The 21,342-nt window shown below is 65.7% G+C and carries 20 protein-coding genes; 9 read left to right on the top strand and 11 right to left on the bottom strand.

Annotated features, from left to right (window positions below):
- The first annotated feature begins 31 nt into the window (after positions 1 to 31).
- Positions 32 to 1,207, top strand: a complete 1,176-nt coding sequence (locus A6B35_RS13435; protein WP_006202637.1) for an amidohydrolase — start codon at positions 32 to 34, stop codon at positions 1,205 to 1,207.
- Between the two features lie 99 nt (positions 1,208 to 1,306).
- A complete protein-coding gene (locus A6B35_RS13430) occupies positions 1,307 to 2,470 on the top strand; it encodes an ATP-grasp domain-containing protein (RefSeq protein WP_006203691.1) in 1,164 nt (387 codons plus the stop codon).
- Positions 2,471 to 2,557: 87 nt separating this feature from the next.
- On the opposite strand, the gene A6B35_RS13425 is transcribed toward A6B35_RS13430, so the two are convergent.
- The 9 genes from A6B35_RS13425 to A6B35_RS13385 all read right to left on the bottom strand — a co-directional run bounded on the left by A6B35_RS13425 (position 2,558) and on the right by A6B35_RS13385 (position 11,281).
- Complete coding sequence (locus A6B35_RS13425; RefSeq protein WP_006203692.1) at positions 2,558 to 2,941, bottom strand: VOC family protein; 384 nt, start codon at positions 2,939 to 2,941, stop codon at positions 2,558 to 2,560.
- Positions 2,942 to 3,032: 91 nt separating this feature from the next.
- Positions 3,033 to 4,031: a Rieske 2Fe-2S domain-containing protein gene (locus A6B35_RS13420; protein WP_006203694.1), complete on the bottom strand. Its 999-nt coding sequence runs from the start codon at positions 4,029 to 4,031 to the stop codon at positions 3,033 to 3,035.
- Complete coding sequence (locus A6B35_RS13415; RefSeq protein ID WP_040583192.1) at positions 4,028 to 5,155, bottom strand: GNAT family N-acetyltransferase; 1,128 nt, start codon at positions 5,153 to 5,155, stop codon at positions 4,028 to 4,030. Before A6B35_RS13415 ends, A6B35_RS13420 begins: the two co-directional genes overlap by 4 nt.
- A gap of 20 nt (positions 5,156 to 5,175) precedes the next feature.
- Positions 5,176 to 6,426 (bottom strand): F390 synthetase-related protein, encoded by a 1,251-nt coding sequence (locus tag A6B35_RS13410; RefSeq protein ID WP_065518195.1) that lies wholly within the window; start codon positions 6,424 to 6,426, stop codon positions 5,176 to 5,178.
- Complete coding sequence (locus tag A6B35_RS13405) at positions 6,423 to 7,247, bottom strand: MBL fold metallo-hydrolase (protein ID WP_006203738.1); 825 nt, start codon at positions 7,245 to 7,247, stop codon at positions 6,423 to 6,425. Before A6B35_RS13405 ends, A6B35_RS13410 begins: the two co-directional genes overlap by 4 nt.
- Positions 7,244 to 8,230: an NAD-dependent epimerase/dehydratase family protein gene (locus tag A6B35_RS13400; RefSeq protein WP_006203737.1), complete on the bottom strand. Its 987-nt coding sequence runs from the start codon at positions 8,228 to 8,230 to the stop codon at positions 7,244 to 7,246. The genes A6B35_RS13405 and A6B35_RS13400 overlap by 4 nt, the downstream gene beginning before the upstream one ends.
- A gap of 2 nt (positions 8,231 to 8,232) precedes the next feature.
- A complete protein-coding gene (locus A6B35_RS13395; protein ID WP_006203736.1) occupies positions 8,233 to 9,222 on the bottom strand; it encodes a 3-oxoacyl-ACP synthase III family protein in 990 nt (329 codons plus the stop codon).
- Positions 9,223 to 9,315: 93 nt separating this feature from the next.
- On the bottom strand, positions 9,316 to 9,765 hold the full coding sequence (locus tag A6B35_RS13390) for a DNA polymerase III subunit chi (protein WP_006203735.1): 450 nt from the start codon (positions 9,763 to 9,765) through the stop codon (positions 9,316 to 9,318).
- Between the two features lie 10 nt (positions 9,766 to 9,775).
- Complete coding sequence (locus A6B35_RS13385; RefSeq protein WP_006203734.1) at positions 9,776 to 11,281, bottom strand: leucyl aminopeptidase; 1,506 nt, start codon at positions 11,279 to 11,281, stop codon at positions 9,776 to 9,778.
- A gap of 3 nt (positions 11,282 to 11,284) precedes the next feature.
- Here A6B35_RS13385 and A6B35_RS35510 point away from each other — a divergent pair, with 3 nt between their 5' ends.
- The 7 genes from A6B35_RS35510 to rsmA all read left to right on the top strand — a co-directional run bounded on the left by A6B35_RS35510 (position 11,285) and on the right by rsmA (position 19,423).
- Positions 11,285 to 11,647 (top strand): hypothetical protein, encoded by a 363-nt coding sequence (locus A6B35_RS35510; protein WP_139032232.1) that lies wholly within the window; start codon positions 11,285 to 11,287, stop codon positions 11,645 to 11,647.
- The gene (gene lptF, locus A6B35_RS13380; protein WP_006203733.1) at positions 11,634 to 12,836 is read left to right on the top strand and encodes an LPS export ABC transporter permease LptF; all 1,203 of its coding nucleotides are present in this window, start codon (positions 11,634 to 11,636) and stop codon (positions 12,834 to 12,836) included. Before A6B35_RS35510 ends, lptF begins: the two co-directional genes overlap by 14 nt.
- Positions 12,833 to 13,918, top strand: coding sequence for an LPS export ABC transporter permease LptG (lptG, locus tag A6B35_RS13375; protein WP_192181349.1), 1,086 nt, complete (start codon positions 12,833 to 12,835; stop codon positions 13,916 to 13,918). The genes lptF and lptG overlap by 4 nt, the downstream gene beginning before the upstream one ends.
- Complete coding sequence (locus tag A6B35_RS13370; RefSeq protein WP_006203731.1) at positions 13,918 to 16,338, top strand: LPS-assembly protein LptD; 2,421 nt, start codon at positions 13,918 to 13,920, stop codon at positions 16,336 to 16,338. Before lptG ends, A6B35_RS13370 begins: the two co-directional genes overlap by 1 nt.
- 202 nt (positions 16,339 to 16,540) lie before the next feature.
- Positions 16,541 to 17,473 carry a peptidylprolyl isomerase gene (locus A6B35_RS13365; RefSeq protein WP_006203730.1) on the top strand — a complete coding sequence of 311 codons (933 nt, stop codon included), beginning with the start codon at positions 16,541 to 16,543 and terminating at the stop codon, positions 17,471 to 17,473.
- Between the two features lie 74 nt (positions 17,474 to 17,547).
- The gene (pdxA, locus tag A6B35_RS13360) at positions 17,548 to 18,576 is read left to right on the top strand and encodes a 4-hydroxythreonine-4-phosphate dehydrogenase PdxA (protein WP_006203729.1); all 1,029 of its coding nucleotides are present in this window, start codon (positions 17,548 to 17,550) and stop codon (positions 18,574 to 18,576) included.
- A gap of 10 nt (positions 18,577 to 18,586) precedes the next feature.
- On the top strand, positions 18,587 to 19,423 hold the full coding sequence (gene rsmA, locus A6B35_RS13355) for a 16S rRNA (adenine(1518)-N(6)/adenine(1519)-N(6))-dimethyltransferase RsmA (RefSeq protein WP_006203728.1): 837 nt from the start codon (positions 18,587 to 18,589) through the stop codon (positions 19,421 to 19,423).
- Between the two features lie 213 nt (positions 19,424 to 19,636).
- Here the strand turns inward: rsmA and gmk are convergent, their stop codons facing one another.
- Together gmk and A6B35_RS13345 are read right to left on the bottom strand one after the other, a co-directional pair.
- On the bottom strand, positions 19,637 to 20,293 hold the full coding sequence (gene gmk, locus A6B35_RS13350) for a guanylate kinase (protein ID WP_006203727.1): 657 nt from the start codon (positions 20,291 to 20,293) through the stop codon (positions 19,637 to 19,639).
- A gap of 5 nt (positions 20,294 to 20,298) precedes the next feature.
- Complete coding sequence (locus tag A6B35_RS13345; protein WP_006203726.1) at positions 20,299 to 21,189, bottom strand: YicC/YloC family endoribonuclease; 891 nt, start codon at positions 21,187 to 21,189, stop codon at positions 20,299 to 20,301.
- Positions 21,190 to 21,342 lie beyond the last annotated feature (153 nt).

Below are 21,342 nucleotides of genomic sequence, written 5' to 3'. Positions count from 1 at the left end.
CAGGCGACACAGGATGACGCGGAGAGCGACAATGCAGGAGAACGACAGGGTGACGGCGATCGTGCCGGAGGCGATCGGCTGGCGGCGGCACATCCATGCCAATCCGGAGCTGGGCTTTGCCGAACACGAGACGGCAGCCTTCGTCGCGGGAAAGCTTAGAGAATTTGGCCTTGCCGTTCATACCGACATCAGCGTCACCGCTGTCGTCGCTACTCTGACCAGAGGCACAAGCCGCCGGTCGATCGCGCTGCGCGCCGAGCTCGACGCCTTGCCGATCAAGGAAGCCGCCAAGGTCGAGTACGCCTCACGCAAGGACGGCGTCATGCATGCCTGCGGCCATGACGGCCATATGGCGATGCTGCTCGGCGCCGCAAGGCTGCTTGCCGAGAGCGGCAGTTTCGACGGCACGGTGGTGTTCGTGTTCCAGCCGGCCGAGGAGGTGCTGGGCGGCGGCAAGAAGATGATCGAGGACGGGTTGCTTGCCCGCTTTCCGGTCGAGCAGGTGTTTGCGGTCCACAACTGGCCGGGCTTTCCGGAAGGCCATGTCGGCGTGCGCGCCGGGCCGCAAATGGCGGCGGTCGACGATTTCGAGATCGCCTTTCGCGGCAACGGCTGCCACGCGGCGATGCCGCATCTGGGCGACGATCCGCTGCTGGCGGCGGCGAGCTTCGTTACCGCCATCCAGCGCCTGGTCAGCCGCAGCGTCGATCCGCTGTCGCCCGCCGTGCTGTCGGTGACACAGATCCATGGCGGCCGCTTCAACAATTTCGTGCCTGGCGAGGTGAAGGTCGAGGGCACCTGCCGCTTCTACGATCGGGCGCTGTCGGATCATTGCGCTGCCGAGATCGAGCGCGTGGCGCAGGCCTGCGCGGCAATGCATGGGGCGAGCGCCGCGCTCACCTACAAGCGTGGCTATCCGCCAGTCGTCAATTCGCCCGATGGGGCGGCACTGGCGGTGCAAGCCGCCGCCGACACAGTCGGCGCGGATCGTGTCCTAACCGAGTTCCAGCCGAGCATGGGCTGCGAGGATTTTGCCTATTTGCTGCAAGCCGTCGGCAACGGTGCCTACGCCTGGATCGGCGCCGGCGATGTCGGCCCGGGCGAAGGACTGCATGGCGACCGCTTCGTCTTCAACGACGCCGTCATCCCGATCGGCATCCGCTTTTTCCTCAACGTCGTCGAGCGCGCGCTGCCCCCTGGCGGATGACAACGTTGCGGGTGGCTTGAACCGGCAGGTGCCCGTTGCCAAGCGCTCGGATTTCGAGCAAGCCTCGCGGCGACCGTAACGATTGCGAATAGCCTGCCGATGCCGGGGCCCGACAATACCATACTCGTCACCGGGGCTCGCGCGCCGGTGGCGCTGCATCTGGCGCGGCTGCTGCATGGCGCCGGACGCCGGGTGATCCTGGCCGACAGCCCGGCCCACCCGATCGCCGCCGCCAGCAGCGCCTGCGCGCGCTATCACCGGCTGCCGCCGCCGCGCTTCGAGCCGACGGCCTACGCCGAGGCCGTCGAGACGCTGGTGCGCACCGAAGGCGTCGACCTCGTCATCCCGACCTGCGAGGAGGTGTTTTATCTCGCCCTTGCCTGGCGCGAGCGTGCCATCCCTGCCCGCCTGTTCGCGCCCGGCATCGACCGGCTTGCCCAGTTGCATGACAAGCACGCCTTCATCCGCCTGGCCGAGAGTTTTGGCCTGGCCGTGCCGGAGACGACTCTGCTGCAATCGGCCGCCGATCTGGAGGCGGTGCGCGGCCGATCGCGCGAGCTGGCGTTCAAGCCGGTCTGGTCGCGCTTCGCCAGCCAGGTGCTGCTCCGCCCCTCGCCCGGCGCGCTCGACGCCATCGGCCCGTCGCCCGCCGCACCCTGGGTGGCGCAGCGGTTCATCGCCGGCGACGAGATCAGCGCCTATGCGGTGGCGCGCGACGGTGCCCTCAAGGCGTTCTCGCTCTACCGCTCGCTCTATCGCGCCGGCAGGGGCGCCGGCATCTACTTCGAGCGGGTCGAGGATGCGGCCGCGCGGCATCTCGTAGAACGCATCGTCGCGGCAACGGGCTGGAACGGGCAGATCTCCTTCGACCTTATGCGCGAGGCGGATGGCCGGGTGCTGCCGCTGGAGTGCAATCCGCGCGCCGTCAGCGGCCTGCATTTCTTTCGCGACCCGTCGCGCTTCGCCGACGCTCTGCTGGGGGACGGCGCGGAGGTGAAGCCCGATGTCGCCAAGCCGCAGACGGTGCGGCTCGCCATGTGGATCTACGGACTGCCAGCGGCGCTGCGTTCCGGTGGGCTTCGTGGCTTCCGCCAGGCGATGCGCGAGGCCGACGACCTGCTCGACTGGCCGGACGACCCCGCACCGAAGAAAGCGCAGTGGCGGGCGCTGGCGGAGATCGCAGGCACGGCATGGCGCGAGCGCATCAGCCTGCAGGCCGCCTCGACCCGCGACATGGAATGGAACGGCCCACTGCAGAGTTGAATCATCTGATTCAGGAAACCTGGCTATCCCGTTGCCAAGGCTTGGCTTTTCCGCAGGCTACGCCTTCAGCCGGCGCCAATGTTTCTGTTACGCGGGCGTCACAGGCTCATTGACCATGGCCTCGATGTTGTAGCCATCTGGGTCGAGAACAAAGCAGGCATAGTAGTTCGCGGCGTATTCCGGGCGCGGGCCGGGCGCGCCATTGTCGGTGGCATCCGCGTCGAGAGCAGCCCGATAAAACGCGTCGACCTCTGCCTTGCTGTTGACCCGGAAAGCGACGTGCAAATGCGTCAGGGGTGGTTTGCTGTCCGATATCTGGATCTCGAACAGGGCGCCGTCGCCAACATCAAAGGCCCAGAACACGCCCTCCTTGCCGAAGGAAAGGCGATAACCCAATGGCTCAAGCGCTCGCTCGTAGAAGAGCTTGCTCGTCTGCAGGTCGCTGACCGCGATGGTTATGTGGTCGATCACGTATTGGGCACTCCAGGAAGGCTGACATTGCCAAGAAAGCTAGCACCAGTCGGAGGCTCGAAAACAGGCGTTATTCCAAAATCGGCCCTTGCTAAAGTTCGATCTGGTGGACGCGCGGCCCGGCGGCGGATGCGGGCATCTCGCCGTCCATGATGGCGGCGATGTCGCGGCGCAGGAAATCGAGCGGACCGATCGCCGGGCGCGCCGGCGTCTCGAAGCGGGCATTGTCGCTCGCCGATTTCAGCACGCGGCGATCCTGCTCGAGGGCGATGTTGAACAGCGGCTTGAAGGCGAGCGCCTTGATCTCGCCCAGCCATCCCTGGCGCGGGCCGATCAGCCAGCCGACGCCCTCGACGGTGCGCTCGTCGGCCTGGCGCAAATGGAAGGTCGTCGCCAGCGCCAGCCCGCCCTTGCCCCAATATTCCAGCTCGGCGATGCCGGGGTGGCGGAAGCGGCCGATGGTTTTCGTCCGCTCGCCCTCCAGCAGCCGGCTGATCAGTCCTTGCTGCCGCTCCTCGCCGGTGTAGCAGGCCTCGACCCAGCCCTCGCCGCCGGTCACTTCGACGCGCACGAGATGACGCTTCGAACTCAGGCCGCGCAGCAGGCCCTTGTGGGTGAAGTGGGTGTGGGTGGCGTCGAGGATGTTCTCGGCCGCGTCGATGACCTTCGATTGGGTCGAGGAGCGCACCCGCCGCACGACGATGTCCTTGCCTTGCATGCAGTGGAGATAGGGTTCGCTTTCCGGCGCGCCCGACGACACGAAGACGACGCCGTCGCGTTCGATGGCGCCAAAGCTGCGCACCCGGTAATGCGGCATCTCGCCGACATGGCCGGGAATGGCGGTGCAGCGTCCCTCGCCATTGTAGCGCCAGCCGTGATAGGGGCATTCGATCTCGCCGCCGACCACCTTGCCGGTCGACAGTTCGACCAGCCGGTGCGGGCAGCGGTCGAAAAGCGCTGCAATGCCCTGCGCCGAGCGGAACAGGACCAGCGGCGCGCCGTCGAACAGGATGCGTTTCGGCTTGCCCCTGATGTCGGCTGACAGCGCCACCGCCTGCCAATGATTCTTGCTTTTTTGACGCTCGCTCACAATTCGAACCTCCTGAGCAGCGGGATGCCGATCCGCGCCAGCACGGTTTCCATGATGCGGATCGCCACGCGGCGGCGGCGCGGCAGATGGCCGGCATAGACGGCGTTGTACTCGATCGCCGGCACGGCGCCGCGCCGGCGTTTGAAGTCGGCGGCACCGGCACTCATGTTGAAGAACAGGCCGCGCGCCGTGGCATGGTCCTGCGCCATCGCCATCACCATACGGTAGAGGCCTTCCTCGAGCGGCAGGCCGGTGTCGTAGCCGACGATCGGCTGGGTCAACGTGCGGCCGTTCTCGAACAGTCCGGTGACAGCCACGAGTTCGCCGCCCGGCCGGCGCAGGCCTGCCAGGCTGAGGATGCCGCGACGGTGCATCTCTCCGATGTAGCGGGCGGTGTAGTGCGGATTGAGCGGCGTGTATTTGTCGAGATAGAGCATGCGGTAGAGTTCTTCTGAGCGCGCATAGTCTGCCTCGCCGAAATCGCCATTGCCAACCCTCTCGAAGCCGGTCATGCGCAGCCGCTTGCGGTCGCGCTTCATGTCGTTGGTCATGGCCGGCGCGGCGCTGCGGTCGGCAAAGATGTAGATCTGGCGGGCCGCCAGCATGCGAAAACCTTCGGCCTTCAACGCCGCGATGGTCGCGGGATCGGCGATCTCGTTCAGTGAGCGGATGACGATCGCGCGGTCGGGGAACCGCGCAGCAAGGCTGGCGCGTAGTGCTAGGACCGCGGCGCGATCGAGCGTGGGCACCGGATTGGTCGAATAGAGCCAGTTGTTGACCTGCGCCTGATGGTCGAGGCCACTCGCCCTGACCAGCGGCGCGCAGGCGCCGATCAGCGCCCTGAGCGCACGCCGCAGCAAGGGATGCGCGACGAAGTTTCGTGTCTCGTCGACGGCGTAGTCGATATAGGCGCTGGACGGGCAACAGATGTAGCAGTTCGGCGCCTCGCTGGCATCGTTCAGCGTCAGCGGGAAGACGCGGCCGGCGATCTCCAAGGTCTCGACCGAGACCGTCAGATTGGCAACGAGATCACGCACCGGGATGCCGTTGAAAAGCTCGACGAACGCCCGGACTTTGGCGGGGCTGTTCTCGACCCGGTCCGCCTGCTGAAGCGAGCCATCCAACGTGGCAGCATCCGGCCGGCTCACGGCGGCACCCGACATTCGACGCGGCGCAGCTTGCGGGCGGTCTCCAGCGGCAGCGGCACGCGAATGAGAGCGACCGCCGCTGTCGCCTTGCGCGCCGTAAGCAGCGTGCGCACCGCCTGATGCGCGGCGGTTGCGACTTCGTCGGCGAGCTCCGGTGCAAGCCTGAGTTCGATCGCATCGGGCGCGGTCTGGATCAGGCGGAAATCGTCGATGCGCCGATCGGCCTTCAGCACGGCGTTGCGCAGGATGTCGGGCGTCAGCAGGATCGGCCCGTCCGCCGAGGCGAGCCGGAAGACATCGTCCATGCGGCCGACGATCTCGTCCACGGTGCGCAGCGGCGAGCCGCAACGGCATGGAGCATCCGACAGCCGTAACAGGTCATTCATCCTGTATCGCGCCATGATCTGGGTCTGGCGGCGGAAGGCGGTGACCAAAGGCGTGACCAGCCCGTCGCCGGCCGGCTCGAATTCGAAGAAGACCGAGTCTTCCGCAAGATGCAGCCCGCCCTGCCGGCAGGTCACCGCGAACAGCCCTTCGGTCGCCATGTAGATCTGGTCGAGCGGCAACCGGAAGAAGGCCTCGATAACAGGACGATCGACCGGATCGAGCGTCTCAGCAGCGGAGAAGACGCGCTCTGGCGAGAGCCGAAAGCCGGCTGCGGCGAAGTACCGGAGCACCTTGGGTGGCGCGATGATCACCGTCGGCGCGAAATCCTGAAGTGCTGCGCGCCAATGTTCCGGCCCGAGCGTCAGGTCGAAAAAGCGCAAGTCGATACGCCGGGATTTGCGCGCGCTGTCGTAGAGGCCGGTGTTCTGCGGCAGGATGACGGCGACGCGCATGCCACGCCAGAGCAGGTCCGGCACCGCCTTGGCCAGGATCGTGCCCAGCCAGCGGTATTTTTCCACCTCGGAAATGACGAACAGGCCGCGATTGCCCGATGTCCCGGTGCTCGCTCCGACCGTCAGGTCGCCGAGGCGGCCATCGGCGGAAGCGGCGGCCCAGGCATCGCGAGCCGACACGCCGCCGATGTTGAAGCGCTCGAAATTCGCCATCAGCAGCGCCTTGTCGGTTACCGGCAGCTCGCCGAGGTGATGCGGTGCCTTGCCATAGAATGGCGCCAGCGGCAGGTCGCGGTCGAGCCAGCGGCGCAAGGCGGCGGCCTGCCAGCGCTCGAAGGCGGGACGGCTCTTGCGCGACACCCATCGGGTGACGGCAAACGACCGGAGCGCTTCGGCGAGCCCGTTCATCCGCCCTCGCCGCCCAGATCATATTGCGTCGGCGCCGGATCGTGGCAGAACATGACCTCGCCACCGGCAGCCAGAAAGCGGCGCAGCATCACGCTGGTCGGCTCGATGGCGGCAAAATCCTCGGCCAGCAGGCTTGCTGGAAAACCCGGCGTGCGTTCCTCCTTCAATGCGCTGAGCAGCCACTGCACATCGACGGCGTAGAGCAGCGGACGCTTCCTATCGGGGAAGAGCAAGCCGAACTGGCCGTCGGCATGGCCGGGAAGATCGACCGCCACCACGCTGCCGTCGCCGAACAGGTCGGCCCCGCCGGGCACGCCATCATGGGGTGCTACCTGCTGCTTTGACGATAGTCCATCGAGCCGTCTCTCGAAATCGGCCGGAAACAGTTCGGTGAACACGCCATGGCGCAAATTCTGCCAGGCTGTCCGTGCCTTCAGCCGCGCCCAGGCAGCGTCGCTGGCGATGAAGCGAGCATTGGGGAACAGGGACAGGCCGGAAATGTGGTCGGCGTGGAAATGGGTGACGATGACGACGCGGATGTCGCCGGGCGCGAGGTCAAAGCGCGCCAGCACCGGCAGCACCTGCTCGGCCGCATTGAGTTCTGGCCTCAGCAATGCGCCATAAAGGCGCAGCATCGTGCCGCGTCCCGGCCGGGTGACCGCTTCGGGCGTGTAGCCGGTGTCGACCAGCACCGGCCCGGCAACGGGATGCAGGATCAGACCGTAGCGGACGCGCAGCCGCACGCTCTTCCAGCTGCCGCCGCGCAAGATCAGCCGTTCGGCCGCACTCACCCAGGCGCTGTTGGCAAAGACGATCTTCAAGCCAGGCCTCCCCCGGTGAACGTGCGGTCGAGCCCTGCCTCGAAGGAGATTTTCGGCGCCCAGCCCAGCACGCGTTTCGCTTTCGAGAGGTCGAGGCTCTGGGCATAGGCGAACAGGCCAAGGCCGTAGCGCGTCACCGGCGGCTCGGGACAGCCGGGCAGCCTCAACGCAACCGCCTCCATCGCACCGGCCGCCAGCATCGCCGGCCACAGCGGCATCTTGCGCCAGCGCACCGCAAAACCGACCCGCGCGCAGGCGGCGTCGGCGATGCGGCGCACCGGCAGCACCTCGCCGCCGGACACGTTGAAGATCTGGCCTTCGGCCTCGGCCCGCGCCGACAAGGCCGCCAGCACGGCGTCGACGACATCGCCGACATAAGTGAGATCGATGCGCGCCCGGCCGTCGCGAAACAGTGGCAGCGGGCGGCTTTTTGCGGCCTTGAGCAGGCGCGGCAGGAGAGCGCGGTCGCCGGCGCCATAGATGCCGCGCGGCCTCAGCACCACCGGGTGGATGGCGGGTGCTGCCAGCACGAGCCGCTCGGCCTCACGCTTGGTGCGGGCATAGTGGTTGACCGGGTCGGGCAAGGCCGCGTCTTCGGCAAGATCGAGCTGGTCGCGATAGGCGAAGCACACCGAGGGGCTGGAGATATGGACGAAGCGGCCGATGCCTTGCCGTGTCGCGAAATCGAGGAGGTTGCGGGTCGCCGTGACATTGGCCGCCTCGAAATCCGCGAGCCGGCCGAACGGCGCCGAGAGTGCGGCGCAATGAACGATCCGGTCGATCTTGGCGAGCCTCGGATCGAGTTTCACGTCGAACGGCGCCGACAGGTCATGGCGGATGATTTGATGGCCCTCTGCCTCCAGCATGGCACAACGCGCCGCGTCACGACCAAGGCCGAATGCCGGCGTGCCGGAGGCCGCCAGCCGTGCCATGACATGAGCGCCGAGGAAGCCGCTGGCGCCGGTGACGAGCACATGTCCCATGCTCATGCTTCCAGCGCCATGCCGCCGAAGGACACGCCGGCGGAGGTGCCCAGGAACAGCAGCTTCGCGCCCGGCACGACCCGGCCTTGCCGTCGCGCGACATCGAGCGCGAAGGGAATGGAGGCAGCTATCTGGTTGCCGTAGCGCGCCGAGATGTCAACGAGCTTTTCCGGCGCAAAGCCGGTCTGGCGCGCCATGTGGGCGAGCGCGAACGGGCTTGCCTGATGCGGCACGACGAGGTCGACATCCTCGTGCCGCCAGCCGGCACGCTCGAGCAATTCGGTGACGAAGCCATTGAAATGGCGCGAGGTGACGCGGAACAATTCCTTGCCGTCCATATGGAAAAGGCTGTGGCGGGCAAACTCGTCCGGCTGGCGATGGAAGTCGAAACGGGTGCCGCCAGAACCGATGCCGCAGGCCTCCCAGGCCGAGGGATAGGTGCGCATCAGATTTGCCGCCACCCTGCCCTCGCCCGGCTCGGCCTTGCGCAGCACCGCCGCAGCGGCGCCATCGCCGAACAATGCTGCGACTTCCGGCTGTTCTTTCCAAGGCAGAGCCCGTGAGGCGACCTCGGAAGAAAACACCAGCGCCGTTTCGCATTGCCCGGCCTCGATCAGGCGGGCAGCGGTCTCGAATGCGGTGAGAAATCCGAGGCAGGTGCTGTTGACGTCGAAGGCGGCGGCCGAACCGTCCGCCAGGCCGAGGCGCTGCATGACCAAGGGCGCCGTCGACGGCAGCGGCTGGTAAGGCACTCCGCAGCCGCCGATGATGAGATCGACGGCGCCGGCCTCGATCCCGGCATCGGCGAGTGCCAGGCGTGCCGCGGCGCAAGCGAGATCGATCTGCGATTCAGCCTCGCAGACATAGCGTTCGACAACGCCGGTGGCGGCCTCGAGCGTGCCCGGGCCGAGGCCAAGCTTTTCCTCGAGCGTACGGGACGTCACGCATGAAGCCGGCACCGCCCCGCCGGTTCCGATGATCCTGACCCGCATTCTCAACCCGCCGAATGAGTTCGCGTCTATCTAACCCTTAGATCGGATCGTTCGGCGATAACAGTGTCGTTCGCAAGACGCGCGGCCAACCCCCTAAGCCTTGCGCTCCCAGCGCCGATCGGACGTCTGCTGCCAGTAGGTCACCGTATGGCCGGCATCCTTCATCATCTTCCAGTGGCCACGCGCGCCTTCGAGCTGCGCCGTGTCATGGCCGTCGAACAGGAAGACGGCGCGCTCGTAGCCGCCGAGATCCGAGGGTGCCGCGCCGTCGACGAGGAAGCGGATCTGCGCCTGGTTCGGATTCTCCTGCCCCGTGGTCAAAAGAATCGGCTGCTCGGCCGGATAGGCCTCGCGGTCGGTCGCATGCGCCAGGAAGGAATCGTCGCGGAACGTCCACAGGTGCTGGTCGAGCGCGTCGCGCCGCTCCTCGGTGCCGGTCTGCACCACTGCACGCCAGCCGCGGTCGACACTGCGCTCGAGCAGCCCCGGCAACGCATCTTCCAGCGTCGATTCCGTCAGGTGATAGAACAGGACTTCGGCCATGGCGTTGGCCTCATCCCTCGTAGTGGTCGCGCACCAGCCGGTCGAGCAGCCGGACGCCGAAGCCCGAGCCCCAGGACTGGTTGATCTCGCTCGGCGGCGAGCCCATCGCGGTGCCGGCGATGTCGAGATGCGCCCAGGGCGTTTCCTTGACGAAGCGCTGTAGGAACTGCGCGGCGATGATGGCGCCGCCATAGCGGCCGCCGATGTTCTTCATGTCGGCGTTCTTGGAATCGATCAGCTTGTCGTATTCGGACCCCAGCGGCATGCGCCACAGCCGCTCCTGCGTCGCCTGGCCGGCATTGGCCAGCCTCTCGGCCAGTTCGTCATTGTTGGAGAACAGGCCGGCATAGTGCTGGCCGAGCGCCACCATGATGGCGCCGGTCAGCGTCGCCAGATTGACCATGAAGGCCGGCTTGAAGCGGTCGTTGCAGTACCAGAGCGCATCCGCCAGCACGAGGCGGCCTTCGGCGTCGGTGTTCAGCACCTCGATGGTCTGGCCCGACATCGAGGTGACGATGTCGCCGGGGCGCTGGGCATGGCCGTCGACCGCGTTCTCGACCAGGCCGATGACACCGACGACATTGGCCTTTGCCTTGCGCGCGGCCAGCGCATGCATCAGCCCGGTGACGGCGGCGGCACCGCCCATGTCGCCCTTCATGTCCTCCATGCCGGAAGCCGGCTTCATCGAATTGCCGCCGGTGTCGAAGGTGACGCCCTTGCCGATAAAAGCGACGGGGGTGGCCTTGGCCTTGCCGCCGTTCCACTGCAGGACGGCCATGCGGGCGCCGCGTGGCGAGCCTTGAGCGACGCCGAGCAGCGAGCCCATGCCGAGCTTCTTCATTTCCTTCTCGGTCAGGATCTCGACGGTGACGCCGAGCGCCTCCAACTCCTTGGCGCGGGCGGCGAATTCCACCGGGCCCAGCGCATTGGCCGGCTCGTTGACCAGGTCGCGCGCCAGAAGCACGCCGTCGATCACCGCCACCTCGTCGGCGAAGGCCTTTTTCGCCGCGGAAGGATCGGCGCAATGGATGGTCACCTTGGCCGGCTTCTTCGGCTGGCCGTTGTCCTTGTCCTTCTTGGTCTTGTACTTGTCGAAGGCGTAGCTGCGCAAAAGGATGCCGGCCGCGACGCTCGCCGCTTGCCTGCCGCCGGCCTGGGCGCCAGCAACGTCGAGCACGACGGCGACCTCGACTGCCTTGCGCAGCGATGCGGCGATGCTGCCGCCGAGTTTCAGCCATGCATGATCATCGAGGCTGGAAGCCTTGCCGGCGCCGACCGCCACGAGACGGTCGAGTGCTGTTCCTTCGGGCGCGAACACCTCGACGACGCTGCCGAACTTGCCGGAGAAATCCGCCGCCGGAAACGCCCGCGCAAGCGTGCCGGCCGGATCGCAGGCCTTGGCGGCATCGCTGACGCCGCCATCGTCCGTCGCCAGCACGAAGACGCTGCCCTTCCTCGACGTTGCGGTCTGGGGTGCGGCGAATTTGGCGAAGGCGATCGTAGGTGTCGAATTCATCAGGTGCTGCTTTCAGGGGTGCTGGGTGCCGGACAACGGCTTTCAAGAGTGCGCGACATTTGGTCGTTTTACGGCATTTGGCAAGACTTTGGCCGAAATCGCAGCCTATATGCGCGCCTCGATCACTATCGGATTCGCCGCGGCATGACCCAGATCCCTTGTCGCAACTTGTTGTTAACCATCAATGTTTTGCATTTTTTATCCATTGGAGCCGACACTCCGCGCGCCGGGGCGAGTGGCGTGGGACGAGAAACCGGATCGAGCCGCCGATGGAGCCAGTTGTGCAGGCGTCGCCGGATGACTACCTTGTCCGCGGGCATGATGCCGTTCGGCAAAATCGAGAAAAGCCTTCATGAAGGTCGTTGAACGCTACATCATGCGTCGGACATCGGCGGTCTTCCTGGCTGCGCTGACCTGGACGCTGGCGATCGTTTGGACGACGCAGGTGCTGGCCAAGATCGACCTCGTCACCGACAGCGGCCAGTCGGCGCTGACCTTCTTCGAGGTCGCGGCGCTGATCATCCCGTCGATCATCCCGATCGTCGTGCCGTTCGCGCTGGTGGTGGCGGTCGCCCAGACGCTCAGCGTCATGAACACGGATTCGGAACTGGCCGTGATCAATGCCGCCGGCGCCTCGCGCTGGACCATCGCGCGGCCGATCCTGCTGCTGGCGCTGGCGGCGAGCGTGTTTTCCTTCGTCGTCGACAATGGCGTCGACCCCTATGCCAGGCAGAAAAACCGGCAGCTGGTGGCGGCTTCGCGCGCCGACCTGGTGTCGCTGATCATCCAGGAGGGCACGTTCCGCAAGATCGACGACGGCCTGTTCCTGCAGGTCGGCGAACGGCTGCCCGACAACAGGCTGGGCGGCATCTTCGTCGCCGATTCGCGCGAGGAAGGCGCCAACCTGATCTATTACGCCAAGAGCGGCAGCATCGTCGAAAAGGGCGACGAGAAGGTGCTGATGATGAATGACGGGGTCATCCATCGCAAGACGCTGACCGGCGACCTCTCGGTCATCCGCTTCACCTCCTACGCCTTCGACCTCTCGGCCTTCATGTCGGCCGCCAACGAAATCACGCTCCTGCCGAAGGACCGCACGACCCAGTACCTGCTCAACCCGAGCCCCAATGACAAGATGTTCCAGCGCAACCCGGGCGAGTACTCGGCCGAACTCGAGCAGCGTTTTTCCGAATGGTCCTACTCGCTGGTGTTCGCGCTGATCGCGCTGGCGGTGGCGGGCGACGCGCGTTCGCATCGCGAGGCGCGCATCCACCCGCTGATCACCGCAATCGTCATTGCCCTGTTCGTGCGCTGGCTTGGTTTCTTCGCCGCCGGCAAAGCGGACAAGGTTCCGCAATACGCCTATATGGTCTTCGGCGTGCCGATCGTCGCCTCGGCGATCGCCGGCTGGTTCATCCTCTCCTCACGGACCATGGAACTGCCGGTCGCCTGGGCGGACTGGATGACCAACCTCGCCGGCCGTGCCAGCGAAACCTGGACGGCGCTCAAACTGCGCTTCGCCAAGCGCGGCGCCTCCGGCCAGGGAGCCGGCTGATGGGCTGGACGCTGGGACGCTATTTCTTCTTCCGCTACGTGTCGATCACGGTGTGGTTCTTCCTCGGCCTTCTGGCACTGGTGTTCCTGATCGACTTCACCGAGCTGTCCGGCCGCACGACCGGCCTGCCGGGCTTTACCTACGGCACGGCGTTCGCGATTTCGGCGCTCAGGATGCCGATGATCATGCTGCAGACGGTGCCGTTCGTCGGCCTGTTCTCGGCGATGGCGACGCTGGTGTCGCTCAACCGCAAATACGAGCTGGTCATTGCCCGCTCGGCCGGCGTCTCGGCCTGGCAGTTCCTGTTGCCGTGCTGCATCGGGGCGCTGATGGTCGGCATGCTGTCGGTCGGCGTGCTCAACCCGGTGGCGGCGCATGCCTTCTCCTGGTCCGAGCGGATGGAAAACCAGCTGCGCGCCGGCAAATCCAACACCGTTTCGGCCGATTCGACCCCGTGGATCCGGCAGAAGACCGCCTCCGGCGACACCATCATCGGTGCCCGCGCCATTCTCAACCAGGGCCTGGAGATGGCGGATACCGTCTTCTTCGTGCTCGATCAGCAAGGCAACATCGTCGAGCGCAAGGACGCGGCGCGTGCCTTCCTGCGCGACGGCTATTGGGAATTGCAGGACGTCAAGGTCTTCAAGAACGGCACCATCCGCTCCGAAGCGACCGACCGCGTGGACACCAATCTCAAGCCGGAATTCGTGCAGGAGCGGCTTGCCCGGCCGGAAACGATCCCCTTCTACGACCTGCCGGGTAAGATCGAGGTTGCCCGTTCCTTCGGCCTCAAGGCAAATGCGTTCGCCATGCAGTTTGATTCGCTGGTGGCGTTGCCGTTCCTTCTCGTCGCCATGACGCTGATTGCGGCAACAGTATCAATGCGATTTGCAAGGATGGGGCAGTCGGCGACGATGATTCTGGGTGGCGTCCTCGCCGGCTTTCTGCTTTATGTCGTTTCGGTATTGGTCAAGGCATTCGGCGTGGCGGGATTCGTGCCCACAGCCGTGGCTGCATGGGTTCCGGTTGTCGTGGCTATGTTCTTCGGGGTGACGTTCCTGCTTTACAAGGAAGACGGCTAGTGAGGGAGGCGGTTTTGCGCAGCCATAGGCAGGCCGGTTTGGCGCGCCTTTATGGGGCGAGCGCCTTGGCATGCCTGTTCGCCTGTGCGGTCCCGCTGGCCCCTGCGCTGGCGCAGGACGTCACGGACATGGCGACGAACGTTCCTTCCGGCTCGCAGATGCTGCTTGCCGCCGATACGCTTGTCTACAACAACGACGATCAGACCGTGACCGCCGTCGGTGCCGTGCAGATCGACTATGGCGGCAACAAGCTCGTCGCCCAGCGCGTCGTGTACAACCGCAACACCAAGCGCATGGTCGCCAGCGGCGCCGTCGAGATCATCAACAGCGACGGCACCAAGATCAATTCCGAGCATATCGACATCACCGACGATTTCGCCGACGGCTTCGTCAACGCGCTGCGCGTCGAAACCCCGGAGAAGGCCTATTTCGCCGCCGAAAGCGCCGAGCGCATGGGCGGCGTGCTGACGACCTTCCACAATGGCGTCTACACGGCCTGCGAACCCTGCGAGGACAAGCCGGACAAGGCGCCGACCTGGCGCGTCAAGGCGCGCAAGATCATCTGGAACGGCGAGAAGAAGACGGTTCGCTTCGAGAACGCGAATTTCGAGTTCTTCGGCTTTCCGCTTGCCTATCTGCCGGCGTTCGAGATCGCCGACCCGACGGTCAAGCGCAAGAGCGGCTTCCTGATCCCCGGCATCAACTACAAGACCGACCTCGGCTTCGGCGTCAAAGTCCCCTACTATTTCGCACTGTCGCCGACTTACGACCTCACCGTCACCGGCACCGGCTACACCAAGCAGGGCTTCCTCGGCGAGGCCGAGTGGCGCCAGCGCTTCAACAATGGCGAGTACGCGCTGAAGATCGCCGGCATCCGGCAGGAGAGCCCGGAAGAGTTCATCAACAGCAGCGGCGTCAATGTCGATTCCGGCCCCGCCAGCGATCCGAACAAGTTCCGCGGCATGATGGGCACCAAGGGCCAGTTCGCCATCAATCCGCGCTGGGATTTCGGCTGGGACGTGCTGCTACAGAGCGACAAGAATTTTTCGCGCACCTACTCCATCGACGGTTTCAGCGACGTCACACACCAGTCGACGATCTACCTGACCGGCCTCGACGGCCGCAATTACTTCGATGTGCGCGCCATGCGCTTCGAGGTCCAGGAGAACACGCTCTCCAGCAATCCGTCCGCCCGCGCCGCCCAACAGCCATGGGTGCTGCCGTCGCTCGACTATGCCTATATCCCCGACATGTCTGTCGCCGGCGGGCAGTTGTCGTTCAACGTCAACGCGCGGGTCATCAGCCGCGACCGGCTGGATCAAGCCTTCGAAACTGCCTACAACGACAGCACGCCCGTCGAGCGGGTGCGCGGCATCGAAGGCCAGTCGAGCCGCCTGACCGCCGAAGCCGAATGGAAGCGCACCTTCACCACCGATGGCGGCCTGCAGCTGACGCCGCTGCTGGCGCTGCGCGGTGACGCCGGCTATGTCAACGCGACCTCGAACTCGCTCGCCGCCATCAACGAGATGGCGACGAATCTCGGCGTCGAAGACAATATGCGTACGTCGCTGGCGCGCTACATGGCGACCGCCGGGCTCGAAATGCGCTGGCCGGTGCTGTTCTCGATGCCGAGTTCCAGCCATATCGTCGAGCCGATGGCGCAGGTGTTCGTGCGCCCCAACGAGCAATATGTCGGCGGTCTCGCGGTGCCCAACGAAGACGCGCAAAGCTTCGTCTTCGACGCCTCGACGCTGTTCGAGCGCGACAAGTTCTCCGGTTATGACCGCGTGGAAGGCGGCACGCGCGCCAATGTCGGGTTCCGCTATTCCGGCGCCTACGACAATGGCTGGAGCACCAACGCGATCTTTGGCCAATCCTACCAACTGGCCGGCCAGAATTCGTTCACTGCGCCCGACCTCGTCAATGTCGGCGCCTACTCCGGACTGGACAAGCCGACCTCCGACTATGTCGGACTGATCGGCTTCAACAGCCCGGGCGGCTTCTCCGGCTCGCTCAGCGGCCGTTTCGACGAGCAGAGCTTCGACGTCCGGCGCGCCGAGGTGAAGGCCGCCTATTCCGGCCTGCCGGTTTCGCTTAGCGCCAAATATGCCTTCATCCAGGCGCAGCCGCTCTACGGCTTCACCACCGATCGCCACGAGGTCACGCTCGGCGCCTCGACGCATCTTGCCGAGAACTGGCGCGTCTTCGGCACCGGCACCTACGACCTGAAGCAAAGCGTGCTGGTCAAGGACGGCGTCGGTTTTGCCTATAATGATTCCTGCTTCACCTATTTGATGACGTTCTCCGAATCGCGCGACACCGTCACCAAGGAAGTGTCGCAGAATGTCGGCTTCAACCTGTCGTTCCGCACGCTCGGCGATTTCGGCACGTCACAGAGCTCGATCGACACGATCCAGTAGAGACGGGCCAGCAGCAGGCAGGCCCATGCGCTGGTGACATCGTTTCGCCGTATAGAGCGGGCACGGGTTTCGATCACAGCGCATGACCTCGAAGATCGATCTCGATTTTCGGAAAGGATCATGCGCAAAGTTAAGATGCTACAGCGTCCTTTGCGCGTCCGAGGAACGCGCGGCGCTGCAGGAGCGGGATGGAATATTTGGGATGCTCTCGATGAGGAAATATCTGTTTTCGGCAGGATTCGCGCTGCTGATCGCGGCAGCCTCGGTCTCGATTACGGTCATGACGCCGCCGGCTTTCGCCAGCGAGATCAAGTACGTCGTCAACGGCGTGCCGATCACCACCGGCGACATTGCGCACCGGAGAGCGTTCTTGAAACTGCAGCGCAAGAAGGGCGACGCCGCCGAGGAAATGATCGACCAGACGCTGCGCATGGCCGAGGTCAAGCGCCTCGGCATCCGGGTTACCGATGAGCAGGTCGACGCCGCCTACCAGCGCTTCGCCACGAACAACAAGATGCAGCTCAAGCAACTCGACGGCGTCATGGCGCAGTCGGGTGTCGGCAAGGAGCATTTCAAGGAATTCATCCGCGCCCAGATGGCCTGGAACCAGGCACTTTCGGCCCGTTATCGTTCGGGTGACGGCGGCTCCGTGACCGAACAGGACGCGGTCAGGCGCATGCTCGACAAGGGCGGCTCCAAGCCGACCGCCATGGAATACATGCTGCAGCAGGTCATCTTCGTGGTGCCGGCGTCGGAACGCAGCGCAACCCTTGGCAAGCGCAAGCGCGAGGCCGATGCCATGCGCGCCCGCTTCAGCGGCTGCAACACCACGCGCGAATTCGCCAAGGGCCTGATCGACGTCACCGTTCGCGACCTCGGCCGGGTGCTGGCGCCGCAATTGCCGGCGGACTGGGCCGACCAGATCAAGGCAACCAAGGTCGGCGGTGCCACCCCCACGCGCGAGACGGAGCGTGGCGTCGAGTTCATCGGCATCTGCTCGTCGCGCGAAGTGTCGGACGACAAGACCGCGCAGATGGTGTTCCAGAGCGAAGGCAACAACGACAAGAACGCCGACGATCTCAGCAAGAAGTACGTCGAGGAGTTGCGGAAAAAAGCCCGCATCGTCGAGCGCTAGGCCGTGGTCGGACAAGAAGACAGAACCCTGCCCTCTCCTGGTCCCGACAGGTCGGCCGGCAAAGCAGCATAGACATGCGCCGGACAGATGCCCCGCTGGCCTTGAGCGTCGGCGATCCGTCCGGTGTCGGCCCGGAGATCGCCATCGCCGCATGGCAGGCCGGCGACAGCGCCGGCGTGCCGCCCTTTTATCTGCTTGCCGACCCGGCGCTGATTGCGGCGCGGGCGCGCCAGATCGGCGCCAACGTGGCGATCGCGGAAACCATGCCGGAGCAAGCAGCGCGGATCTTTCACCGCGTCCTTCCGGTCGTGCCGCTCGACGCCACCCAGGTCGACAGACCCGGCAGGCCCGACAAGGCCAACGCCGCCGGCACCATCGAGGCCATCGACCGCGCCGTGGCCGACTGCCTCGGCGGCCGCGCCGCGGCGGTCGTCACCTGTCCGATCGCCAAGAAGCCGCTCTACGATGCCGGCTTCCGCTTTCCCGGCCACACCGAATATCTGGCGCACCTGGCCACGCTCCACACAGGCGCCGAGGTAACGCCGGTGATGCTGCTTGCCGGTCCGGAATTGCGCACCGTTCCGGTCACCATCCATATCCCGCTCGCCGAGGTGCCGAAGGCGCTGACGACGGAGCTGATCGTCGCCACGGCCCGTATCACCGCCGCCGACCTCGAAAGCCGCTTCGGCATCGCCAGGCCGAGGCTGGCGATAGCCGGCCTCAACCCGCATGCCGGCGAAGGCGGGTCGATGGGCCTGGAGGACCAGCGCGTCATCCGTCCGGCGGTCGACCAGCTGAGAGCGGAAGGCATCGACGCCTTCGGGCCGTTGCCGGCCGATACGCTGTTTCATGCCCATGCGCGCGCCAGCTATGACGTGGCGCTGTGCATGTATCATGACCAGGCGCTGATCCCGGCCAAGGCGCTGGCCTTCGACGAGGCGGTCAACGTCACGCTCGGCCTGCCCTTCATCCGCACCTCGCCCGACCACGGCACCGCCTTCGACATCGCCGGCCAGGGCATTGCGCGCGCCGACAGCCTGATCGCGGCGCTGCGGCTCGCCCGCCGGCTTGCCGACAGCGGGTCGGAAGCAGCTGCCGCATGAGCACATCTGCATGAGCATCGACGGGCTGCCGCCGCTGCGCGAGGTGATCGAACGCCATGGGCTGCAGGCGAAGAAGGCGCTTGGCCAGAATTTCCTGCTCGACCTGAATTTGACCGGCAAGATTGCACGCGCCGCCGGCGACCTCACCGAGACCACTGTGATCGAGGTCGGCCCCGGCCCGGGCGGGCTGACGCGGGCGCTGCTTTTCAGCGGCGCCAGGCGGGTCGTCGCCATCGAACGCGACGAGCGCTGCCTTGAGGCACTGGCGCAGGTCTCGAACCACTATCCAGGCCGGCTCGAGATCATCCCGGGCGATGCGCTGAAGACGGATTTTTCGTCTCTTGCCGAGGCCGCCTCGGAAGGCGGCCAGGTGAAGATCGTCGCCAATCTGCCCTACAATATCGGCACCGAACTGCTGATCCGCTGGCTGACGGTGACGGCATGGCCACCCTTCTACGCCTCGATGACGCTGATGTTCCAGCGCGAGGTGGCCGAGCGTATTGTCGCCGCCCCCGGCAGCGACGCCTATGGCCGGCTCGGCGTGCTGGCCGGCTGGCGCACCGAGGCGAGGATCGCCTTCGACGTGCCGCCGCAGGCATTCACGCCGCCGCCCAAGGTGACGTCGTCGGTGGTGCATCTGGTGCCGCGCACGAGCCCCTTGCCCACCGACGTGAAGAAGCTCGGCCGCGCTACCGAAGCCGCCTTCGGCCAGCGGCGGAAAATGCTCAGGCAGAGCGTGAAAAGCCTTGGCGGCGAAGCCCTGCTCACCCGCGCCGGCATCGACCCGACGCGGCGCGCCGAAACGCTCAGCGTCGAGGAATTCGTAAGGTTGACGAACGCGGTGTAAGAAGCTGCCAATCTCCCCCCTCGTGGGGGAGATGTCCGGCAGGACAGAGGGGGGCGCGAAGGATCGCTGCCTCTGTCTGGTCGAACCTGCCAACGGCCGTCAGCCGGCTGAGGATGGAGTCTAAATTACTCGAACGCTGGAGGGACAGGGCCCCCTCTGCCCTGCCGGGCATCTCCCCCACAAGGAGGGAGATTGGCGCTCCGCCGCCGTGCCCTACTCCGTCTGCTCGTCCAGCAACCCCGAAACAAAGTCGAAAAGACCGGGCCGGCGGTCGCGCCTCAGCCGCTCGGCGATGACGATGCCACGCACCTCGGCGAAGGCGCGGTCGAGATCGTCGTTGACGATGACGAAATCATATTCCTTCCAGTGCTCGATCTCGTTGCGGGCGTTCTTCAGCCTGGTCTCGATCACCGATTCCTGGTCCTCGGCGCGGCGCTTCAGCCGCGCCTTCAATTCCTTCATCGACGGTGGCAGGATGAAGATCGAGACGATGTCGGCGCGCATCTTCTCCTTGAGCTGCTGGGCGCCCTGCCAGTCGATGTCGAACAGCATGTCGCGGCCTTGCGCCAGCGCCAGCTCCGCCGGCTCGCGCGGCGTCGCGTAGCAATTGCCGTGCACCTCGGCCCATTCGAGCAGCGCATCGGAATCGCGCAGCCGTTCGAACTCGCGCATGGTGCGGAAATGATAGTGGACGCCCTCGATCTCGCTGCCACGCCGCGGCCTGGTGGTGACCGAGACCGACAGCTCGAGGCTTGAATCGCTTTCCAGAAGATTGCGCGCGATCGTCGACTTGCCGGCGCCGGACGGCGACGACAGAACCAGCATCAGACCGCGGCGGCGGATGCGGGAACCCAAATCCCTGGCGACCATTCGGGCTACTCCAGATTCTGGACCTGTTCGCGAAACTGATCGACGACCGCTTTCAGTTCGAGCCCGATGGCGGTCACCGCGGCGGCGTTCGACTTAGAACACAGCGTATTCGATTCGCGGTTGAATTCCTGCGCCAGAAAATCGAGCTTGCGGCCGATGGCGCCGCCATTGGCGAGCAGCACCCGTCCCGATGCGACATGCGTCTTCAGCCGGTCGATCTCTTCGCGGATGTCGGCCTTGGTGGCGAGGAAGGCAGCCTCCTGATGCAGCCGGCTGGCGTCGAGATTGGCGGCGGCATCCATGAGCATGCGGACCTGCTCGGCAATGCGCTCGCGGATCGCCGCCGGCTCGCGCGACGGATCGGCCTCGGCCCTCAGCGTCAGCGCCTCGATGGCGTCGATATGGCCGCCGAGCAGCGAACGAAGCGCATCGCCCTCGCTCTGGCGCGCCTGCTCAAGCCCGGCGAGCGCCACGTCCAGCGCCGACAGGATCGCCGCATCGAGCGCGGCCCGCGCCTCTTCGGTCTCGACGGCTTCGGGAATGTCGAGCACGCCACGCAGCGCCAGCAACCCATCGGCCGTCGCAGGGGCAACGCCGAACTGCTCCTGCAGCCGCTTGGCCAGTCCCGCCAAATCCTTCAGGAAGACCTCGTTGACCACGGGCTGCACCTGCGCACCGGCGGCCCGGCCGACGGTCAGCGTCGCCTGGAAGTTGCCGCGCGAAAATCGCTTCTGCATCGTCTGCCTGACGGCCGGCTCCAGCCGCTCGAAGCCTTGCGGCAGCCGCAGCCTGACCTCGACGCTCTTGCCGTTGACCGACTTGACCTCCCAGGCGATCGAGGTGCCCTGATGTTCGGCGACCGCGCGCGCAAAACCGGTCATGCTCTGCAAATTCATGATGCCCGTACGCCCCTTGGCGCGTGATCCCGGAACCCGTTCCCGATCAAACCACGCGCGGCTACAAAATGCCGAAACGACTGGTGCCTTCAAGCCGGCGCCGTACGTTTTCTTCAAAAATCAGCGCATCGCTTGCGTCAAACCCGCAAGGGA

Source organism: Mesorhizobium amorphae CCNWGS0123, assembly GCF_001686985.1.
GTDB lineage: Bacteria > Pseudomonadota > Alphaproteobacteria > Rhizobiales > Rhizobiaceae > Mesorhizobium > Mesorhizobium amorphae.
This window is presented reverse-complemented; position numbering and strand designations above follow the sequence as displayed.

Coding starts and splice junctions, on each gene's coding strand:
- A6B35_RS13435 (WP_006202637.1), top strand. CDS start 32: ATGCAGGAGAACGACAGGGTGACGGCGATCGTGCCGGAGGCGATCGGC.
- A6B35_RS13430 (WP_006203691.1), top strand. CDS start 1,307: ATGCCGGGGCCCGACAATACCATACTCGTCACCGGGGCTCGCGCGCCG.
- A6B35_RS13410 (WP_065518195.1), bottom strand. CDS start 6,426: ATGAACGGGCTCGCCGAAGCGCTCCGGTCGTTTGCCGTCACCCGATGG.
- A6B35_RS13400 (WP_006203737.1), bottom strand. CDS start 8,230: ATGGGACATGTGCTCGTCACCGGCGCCAGCGGCTTCCTCGGCGCTCAT.
- A6B35_RS13395 (WP_006203736.1), bottom strand. CDS start 9,222: ATGCGGGTCAGGATCATCGGAACCGGCGGGGCGGTGCCGGCTTCATGC.
- A6B35_RS13390 (WP_006203735.1), bottom strand. CDS start 9,765: ATGGCCGAAGTCCTGTTCTATCACCTGACGGAATCGACGCTGGAAGAT.
- A6B35_RS13385 (WP_006203734.1), bottom strand. CDS start 11,281: ATGAATTCGACACCTACGATCGCCTTCGCCAAATTCGCCGCACCCCAG.
- lptF (WP_006203733.1), top strand. CDS start 11,634: ATGAAGGTCGTTGAACGCTACATCATGCGTCGGACATCGGCGGTCTTC.
- A6B35_RS13365 (WP_006203730.1), top strand. CDS start 16,541: ATGCTCTCGATGAGGAAATATCTGTTTTCGGCAGGATTCGCGCTGCTG.
- pdxA (WP_006203729.1), top strand. CDS start 17,548: ATGCGCCGGACAGATGCCCCGCTGGCCTTGAGCGTCGGCGATCCGTCC.
- rsmA (WP_006203728.1), top strand. CDS start 18,587: ATGAGCATCGACGGGCTGCCGCCGCTGCGCGAGGTGATCGAACGCCAT.
- gmk (WP_006203727.1), bottom strand. CDS start 20,293: ATGGTCGCCAGGGATTTGGGTTCCCGCATCCGCCGCCGCGGTCTGATG.
- A6B35_RS13345 (WP_006203726.1), bottom strand. CDS start 21,189: ATGAATTTGCAGAGCATGACCGGTTTTGCGCGCGCGGTCGCCGAACAT.